This is a genomic window from Pseudonocardia hierapolitana (assembly GCF_007994075.1).
Classification (GTDB): Bacteria; Actinomycetota; Actinomycetes; order Mycobacteriales; family Pseudonocardiaceae; genus Pseudonocardia; species Pseudonocardia hierapolitana.
Window position 1 is genome coordinate 3591269 of the sequence record NZ_VIWU01000001.1, and the last position, 26769, is coordinate 3618037.

The 26769-nt window shown below is 73.7% G+C and carries 28 protein-coding genes and 1 pseudogene; 17 read left to right on the plus strand and 12 right to left on the minus strand.

Translation table 11 applies throughout. The features are described 5' to 3' along the window. Nucleotides 1-51 precede the first annotated feature (51 nt). Entirely contained in the window at nucleotides 52-927 is an 876-nt protein-coding gene (locus tag FHX44_RS17140) for an aldo/keto reductase (RefSeq protein WP_281287898.1), read from the plus strand. Between the two features lie 235 nt (nucleotides 928-1162). Continuing rightward, nucleotides 1163-1465, plus strand: a complete 303-nt coding sequence (locus FHX44_RS17145; protein ID WP_147256709.1) for a hypothetical protein — start codon at nucleotides 1163-1165, stop codon at nucleotides 1463-1465. 28 nt (nucleotides 1466-1493) lie between these two features. Here FHX44_RS17145 and FHX44_RS17150 read toward each other — a convergent pair whose 3' ends face one another. Then, a complete protein-coding gene (locus tag FHX44_RS17150) occupies nucleotides 1494-2828 on the minus strand; it encodes an amidohydrolase family protein (protein WP_147256710.1) in 1335 nt (444 codons plus the stop codon). Further along, nucleotides 2825-3451 (minus strand): NYN domain-containing protein, encoded by a 627-nt coding sequence (locus FHX44_RS17155; protein WP_147256711.1) that lies wholly within the window; start codon nucleotides 3449-3451, stop codon nucleotides 2825-2827. Before FHX44_RS17155 ends, FHX44_RS17150 begins: the two co-directional genes overlap by 4 nt. A 30-nt stretch (nucleotides 3452-3481) precedes the next feature. Between FHX44_RS17155 and FHX44_RS17160 the strand changes: the two genes are divergently transcribed. Together FHX44_RS17160 and paaI are read left to right on the plus strand one after the other, a co-directional pair. Beyond that, on the plus strand, nucleotides 3482-3898 hold the full coding sequence (locus FHX44_RS17160) for a DUF4440 domain-containing protein (protein WP_147256712.1): 417 nt from the start codon (nucleotides 3482-3484) through the stop codon (nucleotides 3896-3898). Between the two features lie 56 nt (nucleotides 3899-3954). Beyond that, nucleotides 3955-4380 carry a hydroxyphenylacetyl-CoA thioesterase PaaI gene (gene paaI / locus FHX44_RS17165; protein ID WP_246170442.1) on the plus strand — a complete coding sequence of 142 codons (426 nt, stop codon included), beginning with the start codon at nucleotides 3955-3957 and terminating at the stop codon, nucleotides 4378-4380. A gap of 134 nt (nucleotides 4381-4514) precedes the next feature. Here the strand turns inward: paaI and FHX44_RS17170 are convergent. From FHX44_RS17170 to FHX44_RS17185, 4 genes and pseudogenes are all read right to left on the minus strand, one after another. After that, a pseudogene (locus tag FHX44_RS17170) lies at nucleotides 4515-4811 on the minus strand (nitric oxide synthase oxygenase); the annotation flags it as partial. Nucleotides 4812-4839: 28 nt separating this feature from the next. Continuing rightward, a complete protein-coding gene (trmB, locus tag FHX44_RS17175) occupies nucleotides 4840-5586 on the minus strand; it encodes a tRNA (guanosine(46)-N7)-methyltransferase TrmB (protein ID WP_147256713.1) in 747 nt (248 codons plus the stop codon). Then, nucleotides 5583-6596 (minus strand): glycosyltransferase, encoded by a 1014-nt coding sequence (locus FHX44_RS17180; RefSeq protein ID WP_147256714.1) that lies wholly within the window; start codon nucleotides 6594-6596, stop codon nucleotides 5583-5585. Before FHX44_RS17180 ends, trmB begins: the two co-directional genes overlap by 4 nt. Nucleotides 6597-6625: 29 nt before the next feature. Then, nucleotides 6626-7489 carry a glycosyltransferase family 2 protein gene (locus FHX44_RS17185; protein ID WP_246170444.1) on the minus strand — a complete coding sequence of 288 codons (864 nt, stop codon included), beginning with the start codon at nucleotides 7487-7489 and terminating at the stop codon, nucleotides 6626-6628. 423 nt (nucleotides 7490-7912) lie between these two features. On the opposite strand from FHX44_RS17185, the gene FHX44_RS17190 reads away from it, so the two are divergent. The 8 genes from FHX44_RS17190 to FHX44_RS17225 all read left to right on the plus strand — a co-directional run bounded on the left by FHX44_RS17190 (nucleotide 7913) and on the right by FHX44_RS17225 (nucleotide 15628). After that, nucleotides 7913-9790, plus strand: coding sequence for a DUF2339 domain-containing protein (locus FHX44_RS17190; RefSeq protein ID WP_147256715.1), 1878 nt, complete (start codon nucleotides 7913-7915; stop codon nucleotides 9788-9790). 72 nt (nucleotides 9791-9862) lie between these two features. Beyond that, nucleotides 9863-10186 carry an ArsR/SmtB family transcription factor gene (locus tag FHX44_RS17195; protein ID WP_147256716.1) on the plus strand — a complete coding sequence of 108 codons (324 nt, stop codon included), beginning with the start codon at nucleotides 9863-9865 and terminating at the stop codon, nucleotides 10184-10186. Between the two features lie 70 nt (nucleotides 10187-10256). Next, nucleotides 10257-11042 carry a hypothetical protein gene (locus tag FHX44_RS17200; RefSeq protein WP_147256717.1) on the plus strand — a complete coding sequence of 262 codons (786 nt, stop codon included), beginning with the start codon at nucleotides 10257-10259 and terminating at the stop codon, nucleotides 11040-11042. Beyond that, nucleotides 11035-11274 (plus strand): hypothetical protein, encoded by a 240-nt coding sequence (locus FHX44_RS17205; RefSeq protein WP_147256718.1) that lies wholly within the window; start codon nucleotides 11035-11037, stop codon nucleotides 11272-11274. Before FHX44_RS17200 ends, FHX44_RS17205 begins: the two co-directional genes overlap by 8 nt. 9 nt (nucleotides 11275-11283) lie before the next feature. Continuing rightward, the gene (locus FHX44_RS17210) at nucleotides 11284-12795 is read left to right on the plus strand and encodes a TldD/PmbA family protein (RefSeq protein ID WP_147256719.1); all 1512 of its coding nucleotides are present in this window, start codon (nucleotides 11284-11286) and stop codon (nucleotides 12793-12795) included. Beyond that, nucleotides 12792-14168, plus strand: coding sequence for a metallopeptidase TldD-related protein (locus FHX44_RS17215; protein WP_147256720.1), 1377 nt, complete (start codon nucleotides 12792-12794; stop codon nucleotides 14166-14168). Before FHX44_RS17210 ends, FHX44_RS17215 begins: the two co-directional genes overlap by 4 nt. A gap of 219 nt (nucleotides 14169-14387) precedes the next feature. Further along, a complete protein-coding gene (locus FHX44_RS17220; RefSeq protein WP_246170445.1) occupies nucleotides 14388-14669 on the plus strand; it encodes a hypothetical protein in 282 nt (93 codons plus the stop codon). A gap of 74 nt (nucleotides 14670-14743) precedes the next feature. After that, nucleotides 14744-15628, plus strand: coding sequence for an aminoglycoside phosphotransferase family protein (locus tag FHX44_RS17225; protein WP_212612521.1), 885 nt, complete (start codon nucleotides 14744-14746; stop codon nucleotides 15626-15628). 25 nt (nucleotides 15629-15653) lie between these two features. On the opposite strand, the gene FHX44_RS17230 is transcribed toward FHX44_RS17225, so the two are convergent. After that, nucleotides 15654-16196, minus strand: coding sequence for a TetR/AcrR family transcriptional regulator (locus tag FHX44_RS17230; RefSeq protein ID WP_147256723.1), 543 nt, complete (start codon nucleotides 16194-16196; stop codon nucleotides 15654-15656). A 97-nt stretch (nucleotides 16197-16293) separates the two neighbouring features. On the opposite strand from FHX44_RS17230, the gene FHX44_RS17235 reads away from it, so the two are divergent. After that, the gene (locus tag FHX44_RS17235) at nucleotides 16294-17814 is read left to right on the plus strand and encodes an MFS transporter (RefSeq protein WP_147256724.1); all 1521 of its coding nucleotides are present in this window, start codon (nucleotides 16294-16296) and stop codon (nucleotides 17812-17814) included. Here FHX44_RS17235 and FHX44_RS17240 read toward each other — a convergent pair. Next, nucleotides 17792-18205 (minus strand): winged helix-turn-helix transcriptional regulator, encoded by a 414-nt coding sequence (locus FHX44_RS17240; protein WP_147256725.1) that lies wholly within the window; start codon nucleotides 18203-18205, stop codon nucleotides 17792-17794. The genes FHX44_RS17235 and FHX44_RS17240 overlap by 23 nt on opposite strands. 105 nt (nucleotides 18206-18310) lie before the next feature. On the opposite strand from FHX44_RS17240, the gene FHX44_RS17245 reads away from it, so the two are divergent. Next, nucleotides 18311-19243: an NADP-dependent oxidoreductase gene (locus FHX44_RS17245; RefSeq protein ID WP_147256726.1), complete on the plus strand. Its 933-nt coding sequence runs from the start codon at nucleotides 18311-18313 to the stop codon at nucleotides 19241-19243. Here the strand turns inward: FHX44_RS17245 and FHX44_RS17250 are convergent. Genes FHX44_RS17250 through FHX44_RS17260 form a run of 3 tightly spaced genes read right to left on the minus strand, consistent with a single transcriptional unit; the run spans nucleotide 19233 to nucleotide 21782 of the window. Further along, nucleotides 19233-20696, minus strand: a complete 1464-nt coding sequence (locus FHX44_RS17250) for a TIGR03560 family F420-dependent LLM class oxidoreductase (protein WP_212612522.1) — start codon at nucleotides 20694-20696, stop codon at nucleotides 19233-19235. The two genes, FHX44_RS17245 and FHX44_RS17250, sit on opposite strands and share 11 nt — an antisense overlap. 1 nt (nucleotide 20697) lies before the next feature. Next, complete coding sequence (locus tag FHX44_RS17255) at nucleotides 20698-21360, minus strand: TetR/AcrR family transcriptional regulator (protein WP_147256727.1); 663 nt, start codon at nucleotides 21358-21360, stop codon at nucleotides 20698-20700. Next, on the minus strand, nucleotides 21357-21782 hold the full coding sequence (locus FHX44_RS17260; protein WP_246170446.1) for a hypothetical protein: 426 nt from the start codon (nucleotides 21780-21782) through the stop codon (nucleotides 21357-21359). Before FHX44_RS17260 ends, FHX44_RS17255 begins: the two co-directional genes overlap by 4 nt. A 355-nt stretch (nucleotides 21783-22137) precedes the next feature. Here FHX44_RS17260 and FHX44_RS17265 point away from each other — a divergent pair, with 355 nt between their 5' ends. From FHX44_RS17265 to FHX44_RS17275, 3 genes are all read left to right on the plus strand, one after another. Beyond that, nucleotides 22138-23961 carry a phosphoenolpyruvate carboxykinase (GTP) gene (locus tag FHX44_RS17265; RefSeq protein ID WP_147256728.1) on the plus strand — a complete coding sequence of 608 codons (1824 nt, stop codon included), beginning with the start codon at nucleotides 22138-22140 and terminating at the stop codon, nucleotides 23959-23961. Nucleotides 23962-24048: 87 nt separating this feature from the next. Further along, complete coding sequence (locus tag FHX44_RS17270) at nucleotides 24049-24240, plus strand: DUF3311 domain-containing protein (RefSeq protein ID WP_246170447.1); 192 nt, start codon at nucleotides 24049-24051, stop codon at nucleotides 24238-24240. A gap of 266 nt (nucleotides 24241-24506) precedes the next feature. After that, entirely contained in the window at nucleotides 24507-26384 is a 1878-nt protein-coding gene (locus FHX44_RS17275; protein WP_147256730.1) for a hypothetical protein, read from the plus strand. A 22-nt stretch (nucleotides 26385-26406) separates the two neighbouring features. On the opposite strand, the gene FHX44_RS17280 is transcribed toward FHX44_RS17275, so the two are convergent. Next, nucleotides 26407-26706 carry a DUF3024 domain-containing protein gene (locus FHX44_RS17280; protein WP_147256731.1) on the minus strand — a complete coding sequence of 100 codons (300 nt, stop codon included), beginning with the start codon at nucleotides 26704-26706 and terminating at the stop codon, nucleotides 26407-26409. Between the last annotated feature and the right edge of the window lie 63 nt (nucleotides 26707-26769).

The following is a 26769-nucleotide window of genomic DNA, read 5'->3' on the forward strand; positions in this document are numbered from 1 at the left end:
CCTGTCACGTTCTGCGGCGGTCCGGCAAGGGCCGGTGCAATGGTGTGCGGGGTGAGCACCCTCTCCGACACCCGCCCCGCCGCCGCATCCGGCCGCTTCAGCCTGGGCGGCGAGCAGGGCCGCCCGGTCCACCGTCTCGGCTTCGGCACGATGCGGCTCACCGGCCCGGGCGTGTGGGGACCGCCCGCCGATCGCGACGCCGCCGTGGCCGTGCTGCGACGTGCGGCCGACCTCGGGGTCGACCTGTTCGACACCGCCGACTCCTACGGCCCCGACGTGGCCGAGGAACTCCTGCGCGAGGCGCTGCACCCCTACGACGGCCTGACGATCGCCACGAAGGCCGGCCTGCTGCGCACCGGTCCCGACGAGTGGCACGCCTACGGCAGGCCCGAGTACCTGCGCCAGCAGTGCGACCAGAGCCTGCGCAAGCTCGGCGTCGAGCGGATCGACCTGTTCCAGCTGCACCGCGTCGACCCGCAGGTGCCCGCCGACGAGCAGTTCGGCGCGCTCGCCGAGCTGCAGTCGGTGGGCAAGGTGGCCGCCGTCGGCCTGTCCGAGGTCGGGGTCGACCAGATCGAGGCCGCCCGCCTCGTGGTCGACGTCGCCACCGTGCAGAACCGGTACAACATCGCCGACCGCAGCAGCGACGACGTGCTGCGCTTCTGCACCGAGCAAGGCATCGGCTTCATCCCGTGGGCGCCGATCGCGGCCGGACGGTTGGCGGAGCCCGGTGGCGCGCTGGACGGGACGGCACAGCGGCTCGGCGCCACCCCGGCACAGGTCGCGCTCGCCTGGTTGCTTCAGCGCTCGTCGGTGATGCTGCCGATCCCGGGCACCGGCGATGTCGGGCACCTGGAGGAGAACGTCCGCGCGGCGGCCCTCCCGCTGGACCTCGACACCGTCGACGAGCTCGACACCGCGGCCTGATCTCGGCGCGCCGCGGCGGAGACTGCGCGTGGTGCCCGTTACTCGGGAGAGCGTCGCGACGCGCCGGATCCACCCGATCGAGCGGAATCGGCTCGTGCCCCGGTAACGGGCGTGATCCAGCCGTTTCCCCGCCCGGGTGTCCCCGTTGTGGGTGGTAGATGCGCCGGACGGCCCTGCCGGTAGGGGGCCGCATGCGGGAATCGACGGCGCATGGGGATCACGACGGAGGTGACGTGTGTCCGAGATTGTGACGGACCTCGACTGGTGGGCGGCCACCCGCTATCCGAACGCGGACGAGGAGTGGGGACCGGCTTCCGGCCGCCACTCCTACAGCGAGGAAGCCGCGCTGACGCCGATCTTCCACGCACTGACGCGGCGCGGCTGGCGCAGTCGCCAGCACGAACAGGCCTACTCGGCCGATCCGGTCGACGAGTTCCACCGCGACCCGCTCACCGCGCCGATCCCCGTCCAGCCCCCCGCGTCGACGCGTCGCTGCCGCGAGCTGCCCGAGACGGGTCGCCACCACCGCGTCCGCTAGGCCCCCGCTGGTCCGAGGTGCGCGGGACTCACGTCCGGGCGGGGTGGGGGCCGCGGAGCCGGGCCGCCACGTCCCGCAGGGCGACCGTGGCGGCCCGCCGGTCCACCCGGGTCGGCTCGCCGTCGGCGAGCACCTGCTCCCCGGCGACCCACACGTCCCGCACCAGGCGGGACCCCCCGGCCCACACCAGGTTCGACAGCAGCTGGGGGTCGTCCTCGGGAGCGACGAAGGCCGGGTCGTCCAGGTCCACGTGCACGAGGTCGGCCCAGCGCCCCGCTTCGAGGGCGCCGATGTCGGCGCGGCCGATGGCGGCGGCGCCGTCCCGGGTGGACATCAGCAGCAGCTCGGCCGCCGTGAGGGCGGCGGCGTCCCCGCTGCCCACGCGGGCGAGCAGGCCGGCGAGGCGGGCCTCGGCCCACATGTCGAGGTCGTCGCCGGACGCGGGGCCGTCGGTCCCGAGGCCGACCCGGATCCCGGCCCGCCGCAGCGCCGTCACGCGGGCGATGCCTGCGGCGAGCTTGGCGTTGGATCCCGGGCAGTGGGCGACTGCGGCGCCTCGGGAGGCGAGCAGGGCGATGTCGGCCTCGGAGAGGTGCACGCCGTGGGCGGCGAGGACCCGGCCGCCGAGCGCGCCGACCTCGTCGAGCAGGGCGGGCACCGACCCGTGCGACGCCCGCTGGGCCTGATCCTCCTCCACGGTCTCGGCCACGTGGATGTGCATCAGCGCGTCGCGGGCGCGGGCGTGCTCGGCCACCGACGCGAGCGCGTGGGGCGGGAGCGTGTACGCCGCGTGCGGGCCGTAGCCGAGCTCGATCCGCTTCCCGGGCCCGGACCGGACGCCGATCGCGTCGATCCGGGCTGAGACGTCGTCACGCATCTGCTCCCAGGTGCCGAGGCGATCCCATCCCGGCGCGGCGATGATCCCCGGGGTCAGCACCACCCGGGACCCGACGGTCGACACCGCGTCGATCACCGCGTCGGTGAAGAAGTACATCTCGACGCTCGTCGTGCAGCCGGTGCGCAGCAGCTCGATGCAGCCGGACGTCATGGCGACGTGCACGTCGTCCGCATCGAGCCGACCCTCGGCCGGCCACATCACGTCCTGCAGCCAGCGCATCAGCGGGAGGTCCCCGCCCATGCCCCGCAGCGCGATCATGGGCGTGTGCGCGTGGGTGTTCACCAGGCCGGGGAGCAGCGCGCCCGGCAGCATCCGCACGGGGCCCGCGCCGGCAGGCGCGCTCGCCCGCGGGCCGACGTAGGCGATCCTGCCGTCGGCGTCGACGTCCACCACGGCGTCGCGCAGCACCGAGCAGCCGGGGTCGCACGGCAGCACCACCGGCGCGACGAGCCGGATGGCCGTCATCGGCGTGGCTCCAGCAGCGAGCGCAGCGAGCGGAACGGCGGCAGCCACGCCCCGGTGTCGGGCAGGCTGTCGAGCGTGATGCGTGGGAGCGGCTCTCGGAACACCCCGTCGATGTCCTCCAGGTCGACGAACTCGATCACCTCGGAGTTGAGCGCGAAGCTCGCGTGCTCGCGGAACCCGATGACCGTGACGGCCGTGCCCGCGGCGTCGAGCTCCTCCAGCGGCTCGCGGAACGCGCGGCCGTCGCCGGACGCGACCACGAGGTGCCGCAGGGCGCCTTCCGAGGCGCGCAGGCTGATGTGGGCGAGCATGTCGTCGTCCACGTCGGAGTCCTCGGTGAGCTTCGGTTTCGCGAACACCGCGAAGCCCACGTTGCGCAGCGCCTCGACCCATGGCCGGACCACCTCGGTGCTGCCCGGCGCCACGTTGGTGAACACGGTGGCCTCCGCCACCGAGTCCGGCCCGGCGAGCTCGAGCAGCCAGCGTCCCACGGCGTCGAACCGCGGCCGGAACGCCGCGGTGGGGCGAGCCCCGAGCAGCGAGCCGAGGCTCATGTCCATGTTCGGCGCATCCCACACGAGGAGCGCGCGCGGTGCCGGGGGCACCGTCCCGGTCGGGATCATCGGACGACCCTATCCGGATAGCATCCAGCGGTGATGGACGAGCTGCGCGACCGCTGTGCCGCCCAGATCGACGGCCTGCACCGGGTCATCGAGGACTGGCTCACCGGCCGCGCCCCGCGCACGGCCGAGGCGTTCGCCGCCTTCGTCGACGCGCACTCGCCGGAGTTCACGATGGTCGCGCCGGACGGCGCGCTGCTGCGCAGGGACGAGCTCCTGCCCGGCTTCGAAGGCGCGCACGGCACCGCTCCCGGTCTGCGGATCCGCATCTCAGAGGTCGCGCTCGTCCATGCCGACGCCGGTGGTGTCGTCGTGACGTACGAGGAATGGCAGGACGGTCCGGCGGGCCGGTCGGGCCGGCGCAGCACCGTGCTGCTGGAGCCGCACACCTCCGCGCCGCACGGCCTGCGCTCGCGGCACCTGCACGAGACGTGGATCGATACCCGGTGAGCGGCGGTGCCGCGGAGGCCCGCGAGCCCGCCGGAGCGAAGCGGAGGCGATCCAACATGGCCGATGAGCTCGAGGTCGCCCGGGGGACGGCCGCGGCGATGGAGCTGGCCGACGCCGCGGGCCGCGGGGTGGGCGTGCGGCTGCTCGACGTCGCGCCGGGCCGGGCCCGCGTCGCGCTGACCGTCGAAGAGCGGCACGTCAACGGGCACGGCATCTGCCACGGTGGATACCTGTTCTTCCTGGCCGACGCCGCGCTCGCGTACGCGTCCAACAGCTACGGCACGTCCGCCGTCGCGGCCGGTGCCGACATCACGTTCCTGCGTCCCGTCGCGCTGGGCGCCGAGCTCGTCGCCGAGGCGGTCGAGCGGGCCCGGGTGGGCCGCTCGGGGCTCTACGACGTCACGGTCCGGGTCGGGGAGGACCCGGTGGCCGAGTTCCGTGGCCGCACCCGCCAGGTCCCCGGCCTCCCGGCGCCCGGCTGACGGCGCTGCACGAACGCCGGACTCGCCCCGCGCGAACGTCGGACTCGCCGTGCCGGGACGCTGGACTCGCCGTGCCGGGACGCTGGACTCGCCGTGCCGAGACGATGGACTCGCCGTGTTGAGACGTCGGACTCGCCGTGCCGAGACGTCGGACTCGCCGTGCCGAGGAACCGGCGCGACTCGTTGTGGTGGTCGGCCATCGTCACGCCCGCGAGGTCGAACGAGTCCTGCACGGCCCGCACCATCTCGACGAGCGCGCGGTCGCGCCACAGCGTCCGCTCGGAACTCGTGTCCAGGCCGAGCCGCTCGGCGATCACCGGGAGGAGGTCGTAACGGTCGGCGTCGACGAGGTTGCGCGCGCCGATCTCCGTGCCGAGGTACCAGCCGTTGAACGGTGCGGCGGGATACGTCACGCCGCCGATCTCGAGCCGGTCAGGGGCCCCCGACCTTCCTACCCGGCTACGGTCCGTCGTCGCGAGGTGCTTCCGCGTGACGAGCCCGATACAGGAGGTCACGCACAGTGCGCCCTTCGAGGCGCGCCCGCTGCTCGAACTTCGTGACCGGTCGCCAGTCCGGGCGCGGGGTCCAGCCGCCGGGCCGGCCGGCGGCGGTGTTCTCGAGCGCCGGTTCGGCGTCGCACACGGCGCGCATCTGCACCGCGTAGTCGTCCCAGTCGGTGGCGAGGTGCAGGAAGCCGCCCGGCTCCAGCCGCGACGCCGCGAGCGCGATGAAGTCCGGCTGGACGAGGCGGCGCTTGCGGTGGCGCCGCTTGGGCCACGGGTCCGGGAAGAAGATCCGGATCCCGGCCAGCGACGCCGGCGGCACCTGCTCCCGCAGCAGCGCCACGGCGTCGCCGCGCAGCAGGGTGACGTTGGTGAGCCCCGCGTCGGCGAGCCGCATCAGCAGCTGGGCGAGCCCCGGCTCGTACACCTCGACGGCGATGTGGTCGATCTCGGGGGCCGCCGCGGCGAGCGCGGCCGTGGACTCCCCCATCCCGGATCCGATCTCCAGCACGAGCGGGGCCGTGCGCCCGAACCAGGCAGGCGGGTCGTACGGTTCGGCGCCGCTCAGGATGGCGCTGACGTCCCGGCCGCGTTCCGGCCACCAGCGGTCCCACGCGTGCTGCTGGCCCTCGGTGAGCCGGCTGCGGTGGTGGACGAAGGTGGGGATCGGCGGGTGTGGTGCCTCGGCCACCCCAGGCCTCATCCGGCGCTGTGCTGGCGGGCGGCCTCGGCGGCGGGCAACCGCACGCCGGACGTGGCACCGGGGAGCTTGCCGCGCACGTAGCCGGCGGTGGTGCAGGCCAGTGCGGTGACGACGGCGGCCGCGGACGACACGCGGCCCTCCTTGAGCTCGCGCAGCACGGCGATGGGCAGCACCCGCGCCACGTAGCTCCGCTCGGTGGACAGGGCGTCGTCGCTGCCCACGAGCTTGGAGACGGCCGCCTTCGACAGGCCTTCCGACCAGCTGCGCCGCCGCAGGTAGGCCCACTCGACGCGGTCGGCGCTCACGCGGTGGTCGACGACGGCGCCGGGCTCGAACAGGATCCGGATCTTCTCGCCCGCCCGCTGGTAGTGCTGCCGGGCCCGGATGCAGAGCTCGGTCTCCTCGCAGCCCAGCGGGTTCTTGCCGATGCGCCCGATGTCCTCGGCGAAGCCGCCGACCCGCTCGAACACTTCGCGTCGGAACGACATGTTGCAGCCCATGAGGTTGCGCACCTCGGCCTGGCGGAGGGGCTGGCCGGTGTACGTGCACCCGACGATCCAGTCGAGCTCGCCGGTGGCGTTGGGGTCGTACGGCGCGGCGCCGGGCAGCACCCGCGGCCGGTTGACCGGCCAGCGCGGGTGCGCCACGCCGCCAACGGCCTTGACGGCCGGGTCGCCGTAGGGCGCGAGGAGCGCGGCGAGCCAGCCGAGCCGGGCAGCGGCGTCGTCGTCGAGGAACACCACGACGTCGCCGACCGCCTCGGCGATGGCCGTGTTGCGCGCCCCGGACAACCCCTGCTTGTGGGCGTTCGGCAGCACCCGGACACCACGCGGACCGAACTCCTGCTGCGCCCGCGAGAGCAGCGCCGGGTTGTGGTCGACGATCACGAGGGTCTCCGCCGCCGCCACGTCCTGCGCGGCGACCGAGGCCACGGCGGCGACGATGTCGTCCCACCGCTTCTCGGTGTACACGCAGACCACGACGGTCGCCGTGACGGCCGCACTCTCCACGGGGTCTCCTCCTACCGAGCGACCGCGCGTCAGGAGCGGCGGTCGGACTTCCGGCGGTCGGCCCGCCGGTGCTCGGCCAGAAGGGTACGCAGCACCCGTGCGCCGTCGGCGAAGGTGCGCAGGTTGGTGTCCCCGAAGACCCGCTGGCGCTCGATGGACGGCACTTCGGTGATCTTCAGACCGGCCGCGGCGACCCGGCAGTTCAGCACGGTCTCGATCTCGAAGCCGTCGCCCCAGAGCATCCCGTCCGCCGGCGCGGGCGCGTCGATCGGAGGCAGCTCGAGCAGCGGGAGCAGGTCGGCCCAGAAGGCGTTGTAGCCGTAGCAGAGGTCGGTGTAGCTCGTGCCGAACAGCGCGTTGGCAACACCGTTGAGCCCTGCGTTGCCGGACTTGCGCAGCAGCGTGATGTCGTCGCTGCCGCCGCCGGGGGTGAACCGGCTGCCCTTGGCGAAGTCGGCACCCGCCACCAGCGCCGCGACGAACGCCGGGATCTCGGACGGGTCGGCGGATCCGTCGGCGTCGAACATGACGAGGACGTCACCCGTGGCCGCGGCGAACCCGCAGGCCATGGCGTTGCCCTTGCCCTTGCGCGTCTGCTTGATCACCCGGACCCACGGCAGCACCCGCTTGGCCGTCTCCACGGTGCCGTCGGTGGAGTTGCCGTCGACCACGATGATCTCGTGGACGGTGGGGCGCACCGCGGCGATCGCCGGAAGCACGATCTCGAGGTTGCGGGCCTCGTTGCGCGTCGGGACGATCACCGAGACGGTGGGGAACGGCGTGCGGCTGCGCTGCGCGTGCGGCCGCGGCATGCGTGTCGGGCGTTGCGCGTTCAGCTCGGAGGGAGCCGGGCCGCCGTAGGCGGCCGCACGGGCGGATGAAACGGCGCTCACACATCCTCCAGACGGGTCCGCTCCAGCGGGACAACGAAGCCGACCCGCGCGGGTTGCGGGTGACGGGGAGCGGGTCGCCCGGACGGGCAGTCGCTCCGATGGGTTGTCGCTGTGCGCTGGACCGTGGTCACGTAATTGATGACGCGCGGAAGCGCTGAGTGGTTGCCCCCCTTCCTCGATTCGCTCGGCCGGGTGGACCGCGCCGGCCCCCGCGCGGCGCGGTCCTGCACCCAGCGCCACCTCGTCACCCTGGGGGGGTGTCGGCGCGGGGAGCGGCTCTTCCTCTTCGTCACTGTGCCCGTTCGGGCTCCTGGTGTGGCTGAGGGCGCGCCGCGGACCCTCAGGGTGTCGTGATCCTTTCGTGACCTGAACCAGGTAGCGCTACGGAATCCGCGGGTAGCCCGAGCGCGAATGCTTCTCGGCATGGGCACCGATCCGTACGCGGCGATGGCGGCCGAGCTGAACCTGCTGAGCAGGCGGCTCGACGGGCTCGGCGCCGAGTTGCTGCGGCTGCGTGCCGCGGAGCGGGCGGGTACTCCGGGGACGGAGGGGTTCCCCGGAGCACCTGGCTGGTCCGTGCCGTCCGCCGCGGTCGCCGCCGCGCCGGTCGCCCAGGGATGGCCCGGCCCGTGGGGGACGGGCGGGCCGCAGAATGTGTCCGAGAAGCCCCCGTGTGGGCCGCAGGCGCCGGTGAACCAGCAGGTCCCCGCTGCCCTCGGCGGCCCGCTCCGCGCTTCTCGAACACATTCCCAGGCGCCCGCGGCCCCCGGGGGCGGGCCGCGGGCGCCCCGTCGGCGCTCGCAGATGTCGGGTGCTCGCGTGCTCGCCTGGACCGGCGGCGGCGTGACGCTGCTCGGCGTCGTCCTGCTCCTCGCGTTGGCGGCGTCCCGGGACTGGTTCAGCCCGATGGGCCGGGTGACGAGCGGGGTGGTGCTCGGCGCCGCGCTGATCGGTGTCGCGCTGCGCCTGCATCGCAGGACGGACGCCCGCGTCGGTGCGCTCGCACTGGCCGGCACCGGCTTCGCGACGCTCTACCTCACGGTCGCGGCCGCCACCGCCCGGTACGAACTCCTCGCGCCGACGCCAGCACTGCTGCTGGCTCTGCTGGTCGCGGCGTGCGGGCTCGGGCTCGCCGACCGGTGGCGCGCGCAGGTGCTCGGCGGTGGCGTGGTGGTGGGTGCCGCGGCGCTCGCGCCCGTCCTCGCGTGGGGCTGGCTGCTCGTCGCGCTCGTGCTGGCGCTGCAGCTCGCGACGTTGCCGGTGGTGCTGCGGCGGCGCTGGCCGGTGCTCGCGCTCGTGGCGGCGGCGGGCCCTGCGGTGTACGGCGCAGCCGTGGGCGGCCTGGCGGACGTCGCGGAACGCGTGCCCACGGTCGCCGTTGCGATCGGGGCGCTCGTCGCGGGGCTCGCCTCCGCGTTGCCTGCGGCCCGGCTGTTGCCGGCCGGCCCGGTAGGAGCGTTGGTGGCCGCGGCGCCGGTGGCGGTCCTCGCGACGTCGGCCGCGTGGGGCGGATGGGACGGCGCCGCCCTCGTCGCCGTGGCGGTGGTCGCGCTCGCCGCCTTCGCGGCGGTGCCGGGCACCCCGCGTGCGATCAGGGTCGTGGCCGTCGCCGCGGCCGCGGTGGGGCTGTTCCAGGCCACGTTCCTCGCGCTCGAGGGATCCACGGCCACCGTCGTGCTGTTCGGCCAGGCGATCGTCGCCACGGTGCTGGCGGCGCAGCTGCGGGCCCGCCTGCCGCTCGCGATCGGCACGACCTACGGCGCGATCGCCGTGCTGATCGCGCTCGGCCGCGACGCGCCGCTCGAGCGCCTCGTCCGCCATCCCGCGTTCGCCGGCGGCCCGCTCCTCGTCGGGACCGCGGTGTCGGCCCTTGTGCTGGTGTTCGCGGTGGCGGCGCTGGTGGCCGGTGTCCGGATCGGACTGGTGCGCCCGGACCCGGCGTCCGCCCCGCTGTGGGTGCCGGCGGGCGTCGTGGGCCTCTACGGCGTGACGTCGCTCGTGGTCACGCTCGCCCTGCTCGTGTCCGACGACCGTGGAGGGTTCACGGCGGGCCACGCGCTCGTCACCGTGTCGTGGACGGTGGTGGCGCTCGTCCTGCTCGCCAGGGGGATCCGCAGGCCTGCCCTGCGGATCGCCGGGATGGTGCTGGTGGGGAGCGCGGTGGCGAAGCTCGTGCTGTTCGACCTCGTGGCACTCGACGGGCTGGCCCGCGTGGCGGCCTTCCTCGGCGCGGGCCTCGTCCTGCTCGCCGCGGGAACGCGGTACGCGCGCCTCGTGGCCGAAGCAGAAGCAGCCGAGTAGAGGATCGAACTCTTGTCAGATCGTTGAACGATCGATAGCCTCGGCGGCGGCGCTACCGAGGCAGGGGTGTAGGTGGACACCGAGACCGAGCTGGGTACCACAGGGCAGGAGAGCCGGGTCTTCTTCGCGCTCAGCGACGTGACGCGGCGCAGGCTCCTCGATAGGTTGCTCGACAAGGACGGTCAGCGTCAGGCCCAGCTCACCGCGGGCCTGAACGTCTCCCGGCAGGCAGCGGTCAAGCACCTGGAGATCCTGGAGCAGGCGCACCTCGTCACGGTCGACCGGACCGATCGCGCGGTGGTGTACCGGCTCAACCGCTTCCCGCTGCGCACGATCAAGTCGGCGTGGATCGACCGGTTCACCGAGCACCGGGTTCGGGTCGACTGCGGCCCCTGATCGTTCGCACCCGCACACGTTCCGGCCCGATCGGGCCCTCTGCGACGCGGCGTGCTGACAGGCTGCTGCCATGCCGGACCGCTACGCCGACGCCGTCCTGGCCCGCCGCCGCGAGCTGCGGGAGCTGCGAGAGCGGCTGGCCGGTGGTCATCGTGGCGAGCTGCGCAGCTGCCTCGCCCTGAGCAGGCTCTCCGCCGCGCGCGACGCGTCCGCCTCGTTGGCGGGCCTGCGCCGCGAGGCGGCCGAGCACGTCCGGCGCGGCGACCGGGCCGCGCGCGATCGGCTGCCCGAGCACGTCACGGCCGCCGTCGGCACGATCGCGGCGGCCACCGCGGCCCGCTGGGCGGCCGAGCTGGGCCCTCCGCTGCGGCGGATCGCCACCGAGCGCGGGCTGGCACTCGAACCCGGCAGGCCCCGCATGCCTGCACCCCGCCCGCCCGGTCCGCCGCCGCCCCCGGGACCGGCGACGCCGGATCGCACGCTCCTCGCGGGGATGGTCGATGCAGCGGCGCTCGGGCGGCTCGCCCTGCTCCCCCTCGCCGCCCTGCCGCTTGCCGGGTTGCCTGCGCTCGGTGGTCCGGCGCTCGCACCGCTCGCCGTGGGCGTGGGGCTCACGGCGCTCGTCGTCGCCGCCCGCGCCCGGCGTACCGCCGCCGAACGCGACCGCCTGCAGCGAAGGGTCGAGCAGATCATCGGCGCGGCGGCCGCGGCGATCGAGGCCGACCTGGACCGCAGGCTCGTCGAGCTCGAGCTCGACGCCTCCGCCGCGCTGGACGCCGCCGTGCTGCGCCGGCGCGCCGCCGTCGACCGCGAGCTGGCCTCGCTCGCCCCCGACAGGGCAGGCAGCCGTGGATGAGCCGGGCCGGGTGCCGGACGAGGCCTTCGACGTCGGCACGGGATTCGACACCGACGGCGACGGCAGGCCGGACACGCTCGTCACCGTCGACGGGATCGATCTCGTGGTCGCGATCGACATCGACGGTGACCGCTTCGCCGACCAGGTGCTGCGGATCGGGCCGGATGCCGTCGTCCGGGAGCAGGCGGTGGACGGCGGGTTCGTGGATCCCGACGATCCGGGAGATCAGTAGGTTGGTCATGTGCCCGCCGATCGCATCGACCCGGAGTTCCGTGCGCTCCCGCTGTCCGCGCTGGCCGACGCCGCGCTGAGCCGTGCGCGTGAGCTCGGTGCCCAGCACGCCGACCTGCGCGTCGAGCGGATCCAGTCCCAGGGGATCGACCTGCGGGACGGATCCGTCACCGGTGTCAGCGACACCACGACCATCGGCCTCGCCGTGCGCGTGATCGTCGACGGGGTGTGGGGCTTCGCATCCCACGTCGAGCTCACGCCCGAGCGCGCCGCTGCCACCGCCGCACGCGCGGTCGACGTGGCCCGCACGCTCGCGCCGGTGGCGGTGGAGCGGGTCGTGCGCGCCGACGAGCCGGTGTACGCGGGCGCGGAATGGGTGTCGGCGTACGACGTCGACCCGTTCACCGTGCCCGTGCGGGAGAAGGTCGCGCTGCTCGCGGAGTGGTCGGGACGGCTGCTCGCCTCCGACGGTGTCGACCACGTGCACGCGGCCGTCTCGCAGGTGCGGGAGAACAAGTTCTACGCCGACACGGCGGGCACGAGCACCGTCCAGCAGCGGGTGCGGATCGGGCCGTCGGTCGTCGCCACCGCCGTCGACCGGGCGGCGGGCGGCTTCGAGACGATGGCCTCGCTGGCCCCGCCCGCCGGCCGTGGCTGGGAGTACCTCACGGGCACGGGCTGGGACTTCGACGACGAGCTCGCCCGGATGCCCGAGCTGCTCGCCGAGAAGGTGAAGGCGCCGTCGGTGGCGGCGGGCGCCTACGACCTGGTGATCGACCCGACGAACCTGTGGCTCACCATCCACGAGTCGGTGGGCCACGCCACGGAGTACGACCGCGCCATCGGGTACGAGGCGGCGTACGCGGGCACCAGCTTCGCCACGCCCGACCAGCTCGGGCGGCTGCGCTACGGCTCGCAGCTCATGCACGTCACCGGCGACCGGACGGTGCCCCACGGCCTCGCCACCATCGGCTACGACGACGACGGCGTGGCCACCACGGAGTGGGACCTCGTCCGCGACGGGGTGCTGGTCGGCTACCAGCTGGACCGCACGTTCGCGCCGCGGCTGGGGCTCGAGCGCAGCAACGGGTGCGCGTTCGCCGACTCGCCCCACCACGTGCCGATCCAGCGGATGGCGAACGTGTCCCTGCGGCCGGACCCCGAGCGGGACACGAGCGTGGACGAGCTGATCGCCGGCGTCGACCGCGGCATCTACGTCGTGGGCGACAAGTCGTGGTCGATCGACATGCAGCGCTACAACTTCCAGTTCACCGGCCAGCGCTTCTACCGCATCGAGGGCGGGAAGCTCGCCGGGCAGCTGCGCGACGTCGCCTACCAGGCCACCACCACCGACTTCTGGGGCTCGATGGACGCCGTCGGCGGACCGTCGACCTGGCAGCTGCAGGGCGCGATGAACTGCGGGAAGGCCCAGCCGGGGCAGGTCGCGGCGGTGAGCCACGGGTGCCCGGCGGCCCGGTTCCGCGGCGTCAACGTGCTGAACACGCAGGAGGAGGGCCGGTGAGAGCCCAGGAGGTCGTCGAACGCACCCTCGCCGCGGCGCGGCACCTGCACGGGTGTGCCGTGCTCGTGCGCGAGTCGAGCGAGGCCGCGCTGCGGTGGGCCAACTCGACGATGACGACGAACGGGCACACCACGTCCCGGCGCACCACGGTGATCGCGTTCGTCGCGGTCGAGGGCGGCACCGCGGCCGGCGTCGTGAGCTCGAGCGTCGCGATCACCGACAGCGCCCAGGTGGAGCAGCTGGTGCGCGCCGCAGAGGCCGCGGCGCGGGACGCAGGGCCCGCGAAGGACGCGGCGCCGCTGCTGGGGCCGGACACCGACGACCCGTCGTGGGACGAGCCCGCCGTCGAGACCTCGATCGGGGTGTTCGGCGGGTTCGCCGACGGGCTGGCCGAGGTGCTCGCGGGGCCGCACCGCCAGTACGGCTTCGCATCCCACGAGCTCTCCACGGTGTGGCTCGGCACGTCCACCGGGATCCGCAGGCGCTGGGTGCAGCCCACCGGCTCGGTTGAGCTGAACGCCAAGACCAAGGACCTGAACGGCTCGGCGTGGACCGGGGCCTCAACGGCCGACTTCACCGACGTCGACGTGCTCGCGCTGGCCGCCGAGGCCGACCGGCGGCTGACCTGGGGCAACCGGCGCGTCACGCTGCCGGCCGGCCGGTACGAGACCCTGCTGCCGCCGTCGGCCGTCGCGGACCTGATGGTGTACCTCGCCTGGTCCATGGAGGGCCGCCCCGCGCAGGAGGGACGCAGCGCGCTGGCAGGGCCCGACGGGCCGCGGGTGGGCGAGAAGCTCACCGCGCTGCCGCTCACGCTCGCCAGCGACCCGGCCGCGCCGGGCCTGGAGTACGAGCCGTTCCTCACGGCCTCCCGCTCCGGCGAGGGCATCTCGGTCTTCGACAACGGCGCGCCCACCCGGCGCGCGGAGTGGGTCAGCGAGGGCACGATCGGCGACCTCGTCTACTCCCGCGCCGAGGCGGTGGAGTTCGGCACGCGATTCACACCTGCCGGGGAGAACCTGCTCCTCACCGGGGGCTCGGCGGACTCGATCTCCGATCTCGTCGCCCGCACCGAGCGCGGCCTGCTGCTCACCTGCCTCTGGTACATCCGGGAGGTCGACCCGACCACCCTGCTCCTCACGGGGCTCACCCGCGACGGCGTCTACCTCGTGGAGGGCGGCGAGGTCGTGGGCGAGGTCGACCACAACTTCCGCTTCAACTACTCGCCCCTCGACGTGCTGCGGCGAGCCACCGAGGTCGGCGCCACCGAGCGCACGATCCCGCGCGAGTGGAAGGACTGGTTCACGCGCACGGCCATGCCGCCCGCCCGGGTGCCGGAGTTCAACATGTCCTCGGTGTCGCTCGGCCGCTAGGGGCGAATCGCCGAACGGCCGTCGCGCAGTTCATCCGATCGGAGGTGTCGTGCGTCACAGCTCGATCGGCCGTTCGACCCCGGTCGGCGAACCGGTCGGCGCGTCGCCGGGCCAATCGGCACCTCACGGCCAGTGTTTGCCGTTGACTACTTCGACAGAGCGCCGACGTCGTCGCCGGGTCGCTGGACCGGGAAGGGGCGAGGAGTGTCGTTCGAGGTCGTGAGCGCATACACCCTGCTCGTCGGGGACGCGGACGAGCCAGCCACCGTCAGCGTGCACAGCACCGCCGACGATGCATGGCGGGCGCTGGACCGTGAGGTGCGCAGGCGCTGTGGCATGCGCCCGCGCCCGCGTCGCCGTACGGACGCCGATGCCACCACCCGCCTGGCCAACGCGTGGCGGGCGGGCGATCCCGAGGTCCGCTACTGGAACGTCACGGTCCACCGGCTGCCCATCCCGCTCCCGGTGATCGCCAGGGAGGCGATGGTCGCCGGTCGCTGAGGCGGCACACCCGGCGGCAGGCGGATCAGGTCTTCTCCGGCAATCTGATCGGCATCGCCGGGAGGATGGATCTCGTGGCCTCCTTCCCGCTCCCCACCAACCTGGTCGAGTCCGTCGCCGAGGACGACTCGCCCGAGCGCAAGGTGTGGGTCGAGCGGCTGCCGGAGATCGTCGGTCGGCTGGCCGAGCGGTGGTCCCTCGACGTCGGGGCACCGTTCCAGCCCGGCGGCCAGGTGTCCTGGGTGGCGCCCGCCCGCGACGGTGCGGGGCGTGACCTCGTGCTGAAGGTCGGCTGGACGCACGAGGAGGGCCGGGACGAGGCCGAGGGGTTGCGGGTCTGGGCGGGCCATGGCGCCGTGCAGGTGTTCGAGGTGCACGTCGACGGCCCCACCACCGCGCTGCTGCTGGAGCGCTGCGAGCCCGGCACCACCTGCAAGAGCGCGCTCGCCGAGCCGGAGCAGGACGAGGTCGTGGCCGGCCTGCTGCGGCGGCTGTGGCGCGAGCCGCCCGCCGGGCACCCGTTCCGCCCGCTCGTCCGCATGTGCGACTGGTGGGCCGACGAGTTCTCCGACGACCTCGCCGACGAGCCCGATGCGCTCGACCCGGGACTGGCCCGCGCGGGTGTGGAGCTCTTCCGCGGCCTGCCCCGGGAGGACGTCCCGCAGCGGCTGCTGGTCACCGACCTGCACGCGGAGAACGTGCTCGCGGCACAGCGGGAGCCGTGGCTGATCATCGACCCCAAGCCGTACGTCGGCGACCCGGCCTACGACGTCCTGCAGCACATGCTCAACTGCCGCGACCGGCTGGTCGCCGACCCGCGGGGGCTCGCCCGCCGGATGGCCGACCTCGCGGGACTGGACCGCGAGCGGGTGCAGCTGTGGCTCTTCGCCCGCGCGGTGCAGGAGAGCGTGAACCTGCCCTGGCTGCGCCCGGTGGTGCCGCGACTGGCCCCGCGCTAGCCGGTGGCGCGGCCCCCGGCTCGAGCTACGCCTGCCGGGGCACGTACTGGCGCATCCGGTCCAGGAGGTCGTCCACGCCCAGGTCCGGGGGCAGCGGCGTGCCGGTGAGCGTGCGCAGGTAGAGACCGTCGCCCACGAGCTGCGCGAGCCAGGCGAGCACCGGGTCGTGGAGTTCGTCCAGCAGCGCCGCGTAGCCGTCGGCGTCGACCCGCGCGAGCGCGTCCCGGACGGCCTTCCCGGCCGCGGTGCTGTCGGCGAGCCGGAGGACGGCGAGGTAGGTGCGGGTGAGGCCGCCGGGTGAGGCTCCGCCGGGCGCCGACGTGCGGACGTAGTAGGCGACGGCGCCGTCGGGTGCGCTGCGGATCGCCTCGGCGTCGGCCGCGCTGCGCTCCCGCAGCCGGTCGAGCAGGCCGGCGGCGAGCGCCTCCTTCGACGCGAAGTGGTAGAGCAGCCCGCCCTTGGAGACGCCCGCGGCCGCGACGACGGCGTCCAGCGTGATGGCCGCACCGCCGTGCTCGATCAGCAGGGTCTCGTAGGCGTCCAGCACACGGTCGCGGGCGCTCGGCACCCGGCGAGTCTAGGCGGTCCGGCGTGACGGGAATGACCAGGCACTCTAAACCGTCTAGACGGTACAGTCGAGGATCCGCTACTCCCGAGGAAGACCGTTGACCGTCACCGCTCCCCGCTCTGCTCTCGCCGGCCGCCGTGAGTGGGCAGCACTGGCCGTGCTGCTCCTGCCCACGCTGCTCGTCACGATCGACAACACCGTGCTGGGATTCGCCCTGCCGGCGATCAGCACGGCGCTGTCGCCGTCGGCGGCGCAGCTGCTGTGGCTGGTGGACGTCTACCCGCTCGTCCTGGCCGGCCTCCTCGTGACCATGGGCACGCTCGGCGACCGGGTCGGCCGGCGTCGCACGCTGATGGTCGGCGTGGCGGGCTTCGGCGCCGTCTCGCTCATCGCGGCCTTCGCGACGGACGCGACGCACCTGGTGGCGGCCCGCGCGCTGCTCGGGTTCTTCGGCGCCATGCTGATGCCCGCCACCCTCGCGCTGCTGCGCACGATCTTCCGGGATCGCGCCCAGCGCCGGTTCGCCGTGGCCGTGTGGGCCACCGGGTTCGCCGCCGGTTCGGCGCTCGGCCCGATCGTGGGCGGGCTGCTCCTGCAGCACTTCTGGTGGGGCTCGGTGTTCCTGGTCAACGTGCCGGTGATGCTGGTGCTGCTCGTGCTCGGCCCGGCGTTGCTCCCGGAGTCGCGCATGGCTAACCCCGGCCGGTTCGACCCGCTCGGCGTGGTGCTCTCGTTGCTCGCGATGGCGCCGGCGGTGCTGGCCGTGAAGATCGTTGCGCACGACGGGGTCACCGCGACGGCCGCGCTGGCGCTGCTGGTCGCCGTCGTCGCGGGCGTGCTGTTCGTGCGGCGCGCAGAGGCGCGGCGGGCCGCGGGCGAGGAGCCGCTGCTCGACGTCACGCTCTTCGCCTCGCCGGTGCTGCGGCTCTCGGCGCTCGCCAACGCCACCACGATGTTCGCCCTCACCGGCCTGCTGTTCTTCTCGGCGCAGTACCTCGTGCTCGTGCAGGGTCTGTCGCCGATGGACGCCGGTCTCGTGCTGCTGCCCGGCTTCGTCGTGACGATGCTCGCAGGCCTGACGGCCGCGCGGTTGGGCCGGAGGTACCCGCTGCGTGCGCTGGTGCCCGCCGGGCTGTTGCTGGCGGCGTCGGGGTACCTGCTGTGCACGCTCATGGGCGCAGGCTCGTCGGTCGCCGTGTTGCTGGCGGCGAGCGTGCTGGTCGGAGCCGGGATCGGCCTGTCGGAGACGGTCACGAACGACGCGATCCTCACCGCGGCTCCCGCCGATCGCGCCGGCTCGGCGTCGGCCGTGTCCGAGACGGCCTACGAGATCGGCGCCGTGCTCGGCACGGCGGTCCTCGGCAGCGTGCTCTCGGCGGCGTACCGCGCCGGCGTGGACGTGCCGAGCAGCGTGGGGCCGACCTACGCCGCGACGGCGCGCGAGACGCTGGGCGGGGCGGTCGGCGTCGCGCAACGGCTCACCGGCGCGCCGGCGGGCGAGCTGCTGTCCTCCGCGCAGGCCGCGTTCACCGGTGCGGTGGGGATCACCGCGCTGACCGGCACCGCCGTGCTCGTTCTCGTCGCACTGACGGTGTTCACGGGGCTGCGGAACCGCTAGCCCCGTCGTACCCGGTGCGCGCCGCCGCCACCTCGTCCATGTGGTGCTCGGCCCACTCCTTGATGTGGGCGAGCAGCGGCATGAGCGTGCTGCCGAGCGGGGTGAGCGCGTAGTCGACCCGCACCGGCACCGACGGGGTGACGGCCCGGCTGACCAGCCCGTCCCGCTCGAGCGAGCGCAGGGTCTGGGTGAGCATCTTCTGGCTGACGCCCGCGATGCGCCTGCTCAGGTCCGAGTACCGCTGCGGCCCGCCCGCCAGCGCCGACAACACCAGCGTGACCCACTTGTCGCTGATCCGGTCCAGCAGCTGCCGGGTGGGGCAGGCCGCGAGGTAGGCGTCGTACCGCTGCGCCGCCTCCGCGCGGCGCTCGCTCGCGGTGCGCGTGGTCATCTCTCTCCTCGATGTGCGATACGCACCTCCAGGTGCCTTCTTCCCGATGAAGAGTAACTCTCCGATGGTGGTTTCCGGCTCATCGAACCGAGGAGGAGCAAGGACATGCGTGCGCTGGTGGCGCGGCGGCTCGACGGCCCCGACGCGATCGAACTGATCGACACCCCGGTTCCGGTGCCCGGGCCGGGACACGTCCGGATCGCGGTGGCCGCGGCCGCGGTGAACCCAGTCGACGTGGCCGTCGCGAGCGGTGCGCTGGTGCAGATCGGGCTCACCGCGCCGCGCGAGCAGTTCGGGCTGGGGTGGGACGTGGCCGGCACGGTCGACGCGGTCGGGCCCGGCGTGGACCTGCAGATCGGCACCGCCGTGGTCGGCCTGGCCGACCTGCTCGGAAGGCCGCTCAAGACACACGCGGAGCAGGTCGTGCTCGATGCGACCGCGGTCGCGCCCGCCCCGCGCGGCCTCGACCCGGTGGCGGCGTCGACGATCCCCCTGAACGCCCTCACCGCCGACCAGGCGCTCGACCTGCTGGCGCTCCCGCCCGGGGCCACGCTGCTCGTCACGGGTGCGGCCGGTGCGGTCGGCGGGTTCGCCGTGCAGCTCGCCCGCCATCTCGGCCTGGACGTCATAGCGGTCGCCGCCCCGGCCGACGAACCGCTGGTACGCGAGCTGGGGGCGCGGCACGTGGTGCCCCGCGGCGCCGATCTGCCGACCGCCGTGCGCGAGCTCGTGCCGGGTGGCGTGGACGGCGTCGTCGACGCCGCGCTCGTCGGGATCGCCGCGCAGGAGACCGTGCGCAACGGGGGCGCGTTCGCGCATCTCGTGGCGACCCCGCCCCCTGCGCCCTTGCGCGGGATCCGGGTGCACACCGTGCTCGTCAGCGCCGACTGTGACCGGCTGCGCCGGCTCGCCTGCCTGGCCGAGGTCGGGGTGATCAGCGCGCGGGTGGCGGGCGTGCACGCGCTCGACGAGGCCCCTGCCGCCTACCGGAAGGTGGCAGGCGGCGGGTTGCGGGGGCGCATGGTGCTCATCCCCTGAACGCCGCGATGACCTCGGCCATCCGCGACACGGGGGACGGGTCGCGCAGGTCGGGCAGGCGAACCGCGACCTCGGTGACCCCGATCTCGGCGAGCTCGCGGAACCGTCCGACGTGATCGGCCACGGTGCCGGCGTGCACCTGCTCGGCGTACCGGCCTGCGTCGACGGCCCGTGGCCGGTGCGACTCGACGAGGGCGACCACCTCGGCGGGGTCCCTGCCGACGAGGGCGGTGGTGAGGTGCGACAGCTCGACGTCGCGGCCGGTGCGGGCGCAGTGTTCGCGCAGCACCGCGGCCTTGCGCGCGACGGAGGGCAGGTCACCCAGCACGTTGGCGACGTCGGCGTAGCGGGCGGCGAGCGGCAGCGTGCGCCGCTCGCCCCCACCGCCGAGCACGATCGGCACGTGCTCCTGGAGCGGCCGGGGGTAGCCGGAGGTGTCGGGCAGGTCGAGCACCCGCCCGCGGAAGGCCTTCCCGCCAGGCCCCCACAGCACCGGCAGCGCCGCGAGCGCGTCCTCGAGCAGGGCGTACCGCTCGGCGAGCGGCGGGAAGGTGAACCCGTAGGCGCGGTGCTCGGCCTCGAACCAGCCCAGCCCGAGGCCGCAGATCGCGCGGCCACCGCTCAGCACGTCGAGCGTGGCGACGATCTTGGCGAGGTGGCCGACGTTGCGGTGCGTCACGGCGGTGACGAGGGTGCCGAGCCGGACCCGTTCGGTGCACGCGGCGAGCCACGCGAGGGTGGTGAAGCTCTCGGGGAAGTCCTCCCACGCCCGGCCGAGCTGCGGGATCTGCCGGAAGTGGTCCATCACGTAGACGGCGTCGAAGCCGGCGGACTCGGCCGTGATCGCGATCTCGCGCAGCCGGTGCCGGAGCCCGGCGGCCCCGCCGCGGAACTCACCGAGGTGCAGCGCGAACCGCAGCCCGACGGGCGCTTCCCGCTGGCGGTCCGCCGCCGTGGCCGAGCCCAGGAACGCCTGCGGCACCACCCGGACCGGCTCCGGTGCGAGCACCTCGTCGAACCCTTCGCCTGCCAGCGCCTCTCGCACCGCAGGCCACGCCTTGAGCTGCGCGGTCAGCACGCCGGCCGGCACCGGTCGTGCGCGGGCGCGGTTGCGGGCCCTGCAGACGCCCGCCGGGGTGTCGAACACGACGGCGACGCACGCCAGGCCGTGCCGGCGGGCGAGGCCCAGCCAGGTCGCGCGCTTCGACGCATCGAGCCCGGTGGAGTCGACGACCGTGGTCAACCGGCGTGCGGCGCGCCGGGCGACGACCTCGTCGAGGAGGGCGAGCGCGTCGGCGCTGGCCGCGATGTCGTCCTCCCCCGCCCCGACCAGCGCCCGGAGGCGGTCGCTGGAGACCACCGCGTCCGGTGGGAAGTGCTCCGCGGCCCACGTCGACTTGCCGGACGCGACCGGGCCCGCCAGCACGATCAGGCAGGGCGATGGCAGCCGCACCTCAGTGCCGGTCGCGCAACAGCCGGACCAGGTCGACGACCTGGCGGCCGAGCGGGCGCAGCACCGGCATCCGCGAGAGCCGGACGAGCCGCGCGACCATCGGCACGGTGCGGTCGACGAGCAGGCGCGTGCGGGCGGCGCCGTCGGAGCGGTCGTGCACCCAGAACAGCACGATCCCCAGGTGCTGCAGCCACAGCAGCTCGGGGAGCTCGCGCGCCAGCTCTGGGTCGGGGTCGACCCGGGCGCCTGCGAGCACCTCCCGGTAGAGATCCACCGCGGCGGCGCGTGCGGGACCGGCCTCAGCGCTGAACGGCGACAGCGGGTTGCCGGGCTGGGCGGCCACCGCGAAGAAGCGGCCCGCGAACTCCCGGTACGGCTCGGCCACCGTGACCCAGCAGTGGAGCGCGGCGCCGAGCCGCTCCGCGAGATCGGTGTGCCGGGCCAGCTCGGGCAGCGCGAGCGCGCGGTGCTCCGCGACGAGCTGGTCGTAGAAGCCCTGGACCAGCTCGTCCTTCGAGGAGAAGTAGTAGTAGGCGTTGCCGACGGACACGCCGGCACGCTCGGCGACGGCACGCATCGTGGTGCCGTCGAAGCCGCGCTCCCGGAACAGCTCGAGCGCGGCGCTGACGATGGCGTCGCGGGTGCTCCCGCGAGTGGTCGTCACAGATGGCCGTGCTCACCCGCCGGCGGGGTGTGCACGGTGTTGATCCCGCGGTCGGCCAGCCGCTCCTGGACCTGCTCGGAGATGTCGGCCGCACGCCTGCGCTCCCGCACGCGGATCAGGACGAGCATCGAGATCCCGTAGGCGATGCCGAGCGTCAACAGCACGACGCCGAGCTTGACGACGAAGGTCTGCACCGAGTTGTCGCCGACGACGTCGCTCACCGAGATGATCGCCAACACACCCAGTGTGACCAGGTGGAACAGCACCGACAGCAGCAGGTTGACCGACCGGGTGACCTTCTCGTCGTGGAACACCTCCTGCAGGAACGGCTCGCCCGCCCTGATGAGGAGCTGGCCCACGAGGAAGGTCAGCCCCACCGACACTGCGAGCAACACGACGTACTGGGTCATCTCGGACTCCATCGGGCCCTCCCCGAACTTTTGAACGTGTTCAAGAGCGTACGCGCCCGCAGCGGCACAGTCCACGGCCGTGGGGTGCTCGCGAGGTGTGGGCGCTCACAGGTAGGGGTACCCGGATCGGCATGAACTACCCGTCCACCCGTGTCATGGGAGCTGAATCGGAGGGAAAGCGCTTTCGATTCTTCTGAATCGATTACCTGATCGGTCCTGTGAGTGAGCCGACAGCCACTCGTCGTGCACGGAATAGGTGCTCACAGGTACCGTCGATACCCATCTCTCCAGAGCACACCCACCCGAATCAGGGTCGGGTGTGCGCAGCATTTCCAGGACCGGGGAGCCGGCGAGGAGCGAGGACGATATGACTGCGATGACCGTGTCGGGGATCGACGGGGCGCCCACCGCGAACGCTGAGCTGCTGTCCTGGGTGCGCGAGGTCGCGGACCTCACCACGCCGGACCGGGTCGTGTGGTGCGACGGGTCCGACGCGGAGTGGGACCGCATGACGGCGCAGCTCGTCGAGGCGGGCACCTTCGTGAAGCTCAACGAGTCGAAGAAACCGAATTCGTTCTGGGCCGCCTCCGACCCCGACGACGTCGCGCGTGTCGAGGAGCGCACCTTCATCTGCAGCGCCGAGCGGGACGGTGCGGGCCCCACCAACAACTGGATGGACCCGGCCGAGATGAAGAGCACGATGACGGATCTCTACCGCGGGTGCATGCGCGGCCGGACGATGTACGTCATCCCGTTCTGCATGGGCCCGACCGATGCGGAGATCCCCATGCTCGGCGTCGAGATCACCGACTCCGAGTACGTGGTCGTCTCCATGCGGATCATGACGCGGATGGGTGCGTCCGTGCTGCCGCTCTTCGCCGACCGCGGCGGCTCGTTCGTGAAGGGCCTGCACTCCGTGGGCGCTCCGCTCGAGCCCGGCCAGGAGGACGTGCCGTGGCCGTGCAACGACACGAAGTACATCAGCCACTTCCCGGAGACCCGCGAGATCTGGAGCTTCGGCTCCGGCTACGGCGGCAACGCCCTGCTGGGCAAGAAGTGCTACGCGCTGCGGATCGCATCCGCGATCGCGCACGACGAGGGCTGGCTCGCCGAGCACATGCTGATCCTCAAATTGATCTCGCCGGAGGAGAAGGCGTACTACGTGGCGGCGGCGTTCCCGTCGGCGTGCGGCAAGACCAACCTGGCCATGTTGCAGCCGACCGTGCCCGGTTGGCGCGCCGAGACGATCGGTGACGACATCGCGTGGATGCGTTTCGGTGAGGACGGTCGCCTCTACGCGGTGAACCCCGAGTTCGGCTTCTTCGGGGTGGCTCCGGGAACGAACTGGAAGACCAATCCGAATGCGATGCGCACGATCGAAAAGGGCAACTCGCTCTTCACCAACGTCGCGCTCACCGACGACGGCGACGTGTGGTGGGAGGGGCTCGAGGGCGAGCCGCAGCACCTGACGTCGTGGCTGGGCGAGGACTGGACCCCGGACTCGGACAAGCCGGCCGCCCACCCCAACTCGCGCTACACCACGCCGATCGCGCAGTGCCCCGTGGTGGCGCCGGAGTGGAACGACCCGCAGGGCGTGCCGATCTCGGCGATCCTCTTCGGGGGCCGCCGCAAGACCACGGTCCCGCTGATCACCGAGTCGCGTGACTGGCAGCACGGCACCTTCATGGGCGCCACCATGTCGAGCGAGATGACGGCCGCGGCCAAGGGCGGGAAGGGCCAGGTGCGGCGCGACCCGATGGCGATGCTGCCCTTCCTCGGCTACAACGCGGGCGACTACTTCCAGCACTGGGTGAACGTCGGCAAGGGCGCCGACGCCGACAAGCTGCCCCGGATCTTCTACGTCAACTGGTTCCGCCGCGGCGAGGACGGCCGCTTCCTGTGGCCGGGCTTCGGCGAGAACTCGCGCGTGCTGAAGTGGGCGATCGAGCGGATCGAGGGCACGGCACCGGCCACCGAGACCGCCATCGGCTACGTCCCCGCCGCCGACGCGCTGGACCTCGACGGCCTCGACGTGCCCGTCGCCGACATCGAAGCGGCGCTCGCGGTCGACACCGAGGAGTGGAAGGCGGAGATCCCGCTCATCGAGGAGTGGTTCGAGAAGATCGGCGACCGCCTGCCCACGTCGATGCGCGACGAGCTGGAGGCCCTCAAGCTCCGCCTCGGCGCGTAGCCCGACCCGCTCCTGCGGAACGGCCCGTTCGCCTGCGATCCCCGGGACGGACGGGCCGTTCCTCCGCTGCGGCTTACGATGACCGGCGTGGGTCGATGGCATCTGCTCCTGCTCGTGCCGTTCCTCACGCTCGTGACCCCGTGGTTCAACTCCGTCGAGCCGCGCCTCGCCGGGATGCCGTTCTTCTACTGGGCCCAGTTCGCGTGGATCCCGGTCACCATCGCGTGTCTCGCGGCGGTCCACCTCCGCACGCGGCCCCCGCTCGGCGAGTCATCCTGACGTAACCCACCGTTCACCGCACGGCAACGCCCGCTCGTCGAGTGATCTCGCACCGTTCAGGTGTCTTAATCGTTCTCGTCGTCACCGCTCGGTTGATCGACTCGCCTGCCTCCCCGATCGGGTGGCCGGACGCCGCCGCGAGCGGCCGTTCTGGCGCTACGCGACGGCGGAACGCTGTCGCCCCGGTTTCCCCGGTGCAACAGTCGAACGGCGCCGGCGATACGAGGGGTGACCACCGCCCGAGCGGTGGAAGCGGAGGTGACCACGTGCTCGAAGTCGGAACGGCGAACCGGAACGGCGAGGACGACGACCTCGCCGTCTTCGTCGACCGTCTGGCGGCGGCGGGATCGGACCAGTCCACGACCGACGCGCAGACGCAGATCCACCATGCGATCGCGGTGGGCAACCCGCCGCCGGGGGTGCGCCGACTCGCCGAGGCGCTCGCCGCCTCCGTCGCCGAGCTCCCCCCTCCGCCCCGCAGACCGGTGGAGGACGCGGCGTCGCTGGTCTCGGCGGTCCGGGACAACACGCTGGTCGTCCTCGAGGACTTCGACGTGCCCGCCACCGCGCGGGCCGTCGCCGCGCTGCTCGCCGACGGGCGGCGGGTCGTCGTCACGGGGGCGGTGCCCGCCGAGCTCGCCGCCGTCCGCGCAGCATTGCCGCCCGAGGCGGTCGACCGCGCCCTGCCCCACCTGCCCGGGCTCCCGCCCGCGGAGCTGCGCGAGCTCCGCCGGCTGCTCGCCACGTCCACGCCGGAGCGCAGGGCGCGCGGTGACCAGCTCCTCCCGCCGGAGTCGGCCGTCCCGGACGCCGGAGAGGTCGCGCAGCTGTGCGCGCTCGCCGCGGGCTCCGAGGCCGCGGGAGACGGCGAGTGGGTGCTGCCCACCCTCCTCGCCGACCTCGACGAGGACCGCCGCGCCGCCGTCACGTCCGTGGCCGAGTGCGTCGAGCGCTCGCTGGCCGCCATGCCGTCCCGCGCCGAGCACGCGTGGGCGTGGCAGCTGCTGTCCGAACTGATCTACGGGCAGCACCGGGCCACGTTCGACCGGATGCACGAGGACACCGCCGAGGTCGTCGCCGTTCTCGACCGCACCCGCTCCGCCCCGCCGGTGTCGTTCACGGCGGCCCCTCCGCCGGGCGTGGTGGAGGTCCTCACCCGGTACCGCGAGTTCCTCGCCGCGGGCGGCCGTTCGCGCTCGTACTTCCGGCCCGCGGCCCAGCGCGACGTCCAGCCGGTGCTCGACGTGGCGCGGATCGGGTCGCGGCAGCCCGAGAACGAAGAGGACATCGACCGGGTGCTCGAGTACCTCGAGCTGGTCGAGCGCCAGGCCCGCATCGACGCCGCCTGCGCCGAGCTCGGGGTACCCATCCCGGCCGACGAGATCGAGCTGGCCGAGATCAACGACGGACTGGGCAGGATCGCCACGGCGGCCCGTTCGGTGGGCGCCCTCCGCCACGACGTGTTGTTCCTCGCGGCCGACTCGCCGCTGTCGGTCCCCGACGTCGATGCCGCCCAGCAGGTCGCGACCGGCATCCTGGAGTTCGCCGTGCACGGCTCGGGTGTCGACGCCGCCCGGCGGCTCGACGCGCTGGCCGACGCGCTGGCCGTGCTCAGCCCGGCCACCGCCACGGCGCCCGAGCACGAACAGGCGGTCGTCGCGTTGCGCGAGCGCGACGCCGCCGGCTACGCGGCCGCCCTCGACGCACTCGGCGCCGCTCGGCGGGAGCAGCGCGACGATCAGATGCGCGTGCTCCTGCTGCAGCGCCTCGAGGAGGGCGCCCCGCGCCTCGCCGTGGCCTGGGCGGCGCTCGCCGAGACCGCACCAGCCGCGCTCGGGTTCGTGTCGTTCGTGCCGGTGGAGCCGCTGCTCTCCACGCTTCCCCCGCCCGACAGCGCCGACGTCGTGCTCGTGGTGGGCGCGAGCGGGCTCGGCGTGGAGCGCTTGCTGCTCAGCGCCGTGGCCCCGCGGATCGTCGCCGTCAGCGGGCCGGGGGATGCGCGGGCCGACAGCCCCACGCTGCTGAGCGTGCTGCAGCGCGCGTCGGCACTGGTGATCCAGGGCCGCGCCGCCGGTGGGCGGGTCGTGCCGTTCAACGGCGGCTCGTCGGCCCGGGCGGCGGCACCCGTCGGCCAGGCCGGCTAGGAGGATCCTGTTCAGGGCGCTCCTAGGCGCGCACGCTCTCCAGCAGCGCGATCGGATCACTCCCGGTCGTGTCGTGCCGCCACTCGCCGCGGCCGGCAGGGCGCTCCAGCAGCCACCCGTCGGGCCGGCGGAGCAGGCGGGCCACGGGGGTGGCCGACCAGGCGGGACCGAGCTCCGGGTAGGCGGGCGGCCTGCGCTCCTGGATCGTGATCGCGTCACCGTGGATGGTGTAGGCGATCTGGCGGTGGTCGCGCTCCCCGGCGGGGACACGCGCGGCGCACCAGTGCGACAGGCGCATGCGGATCTCCTCGGGCACGGCCATGTCCGCATGGTCCCGGTTCGGAGAGCCCGAGTCGAGCGCTATGAGAGGAAAGCCCGGCGGGTT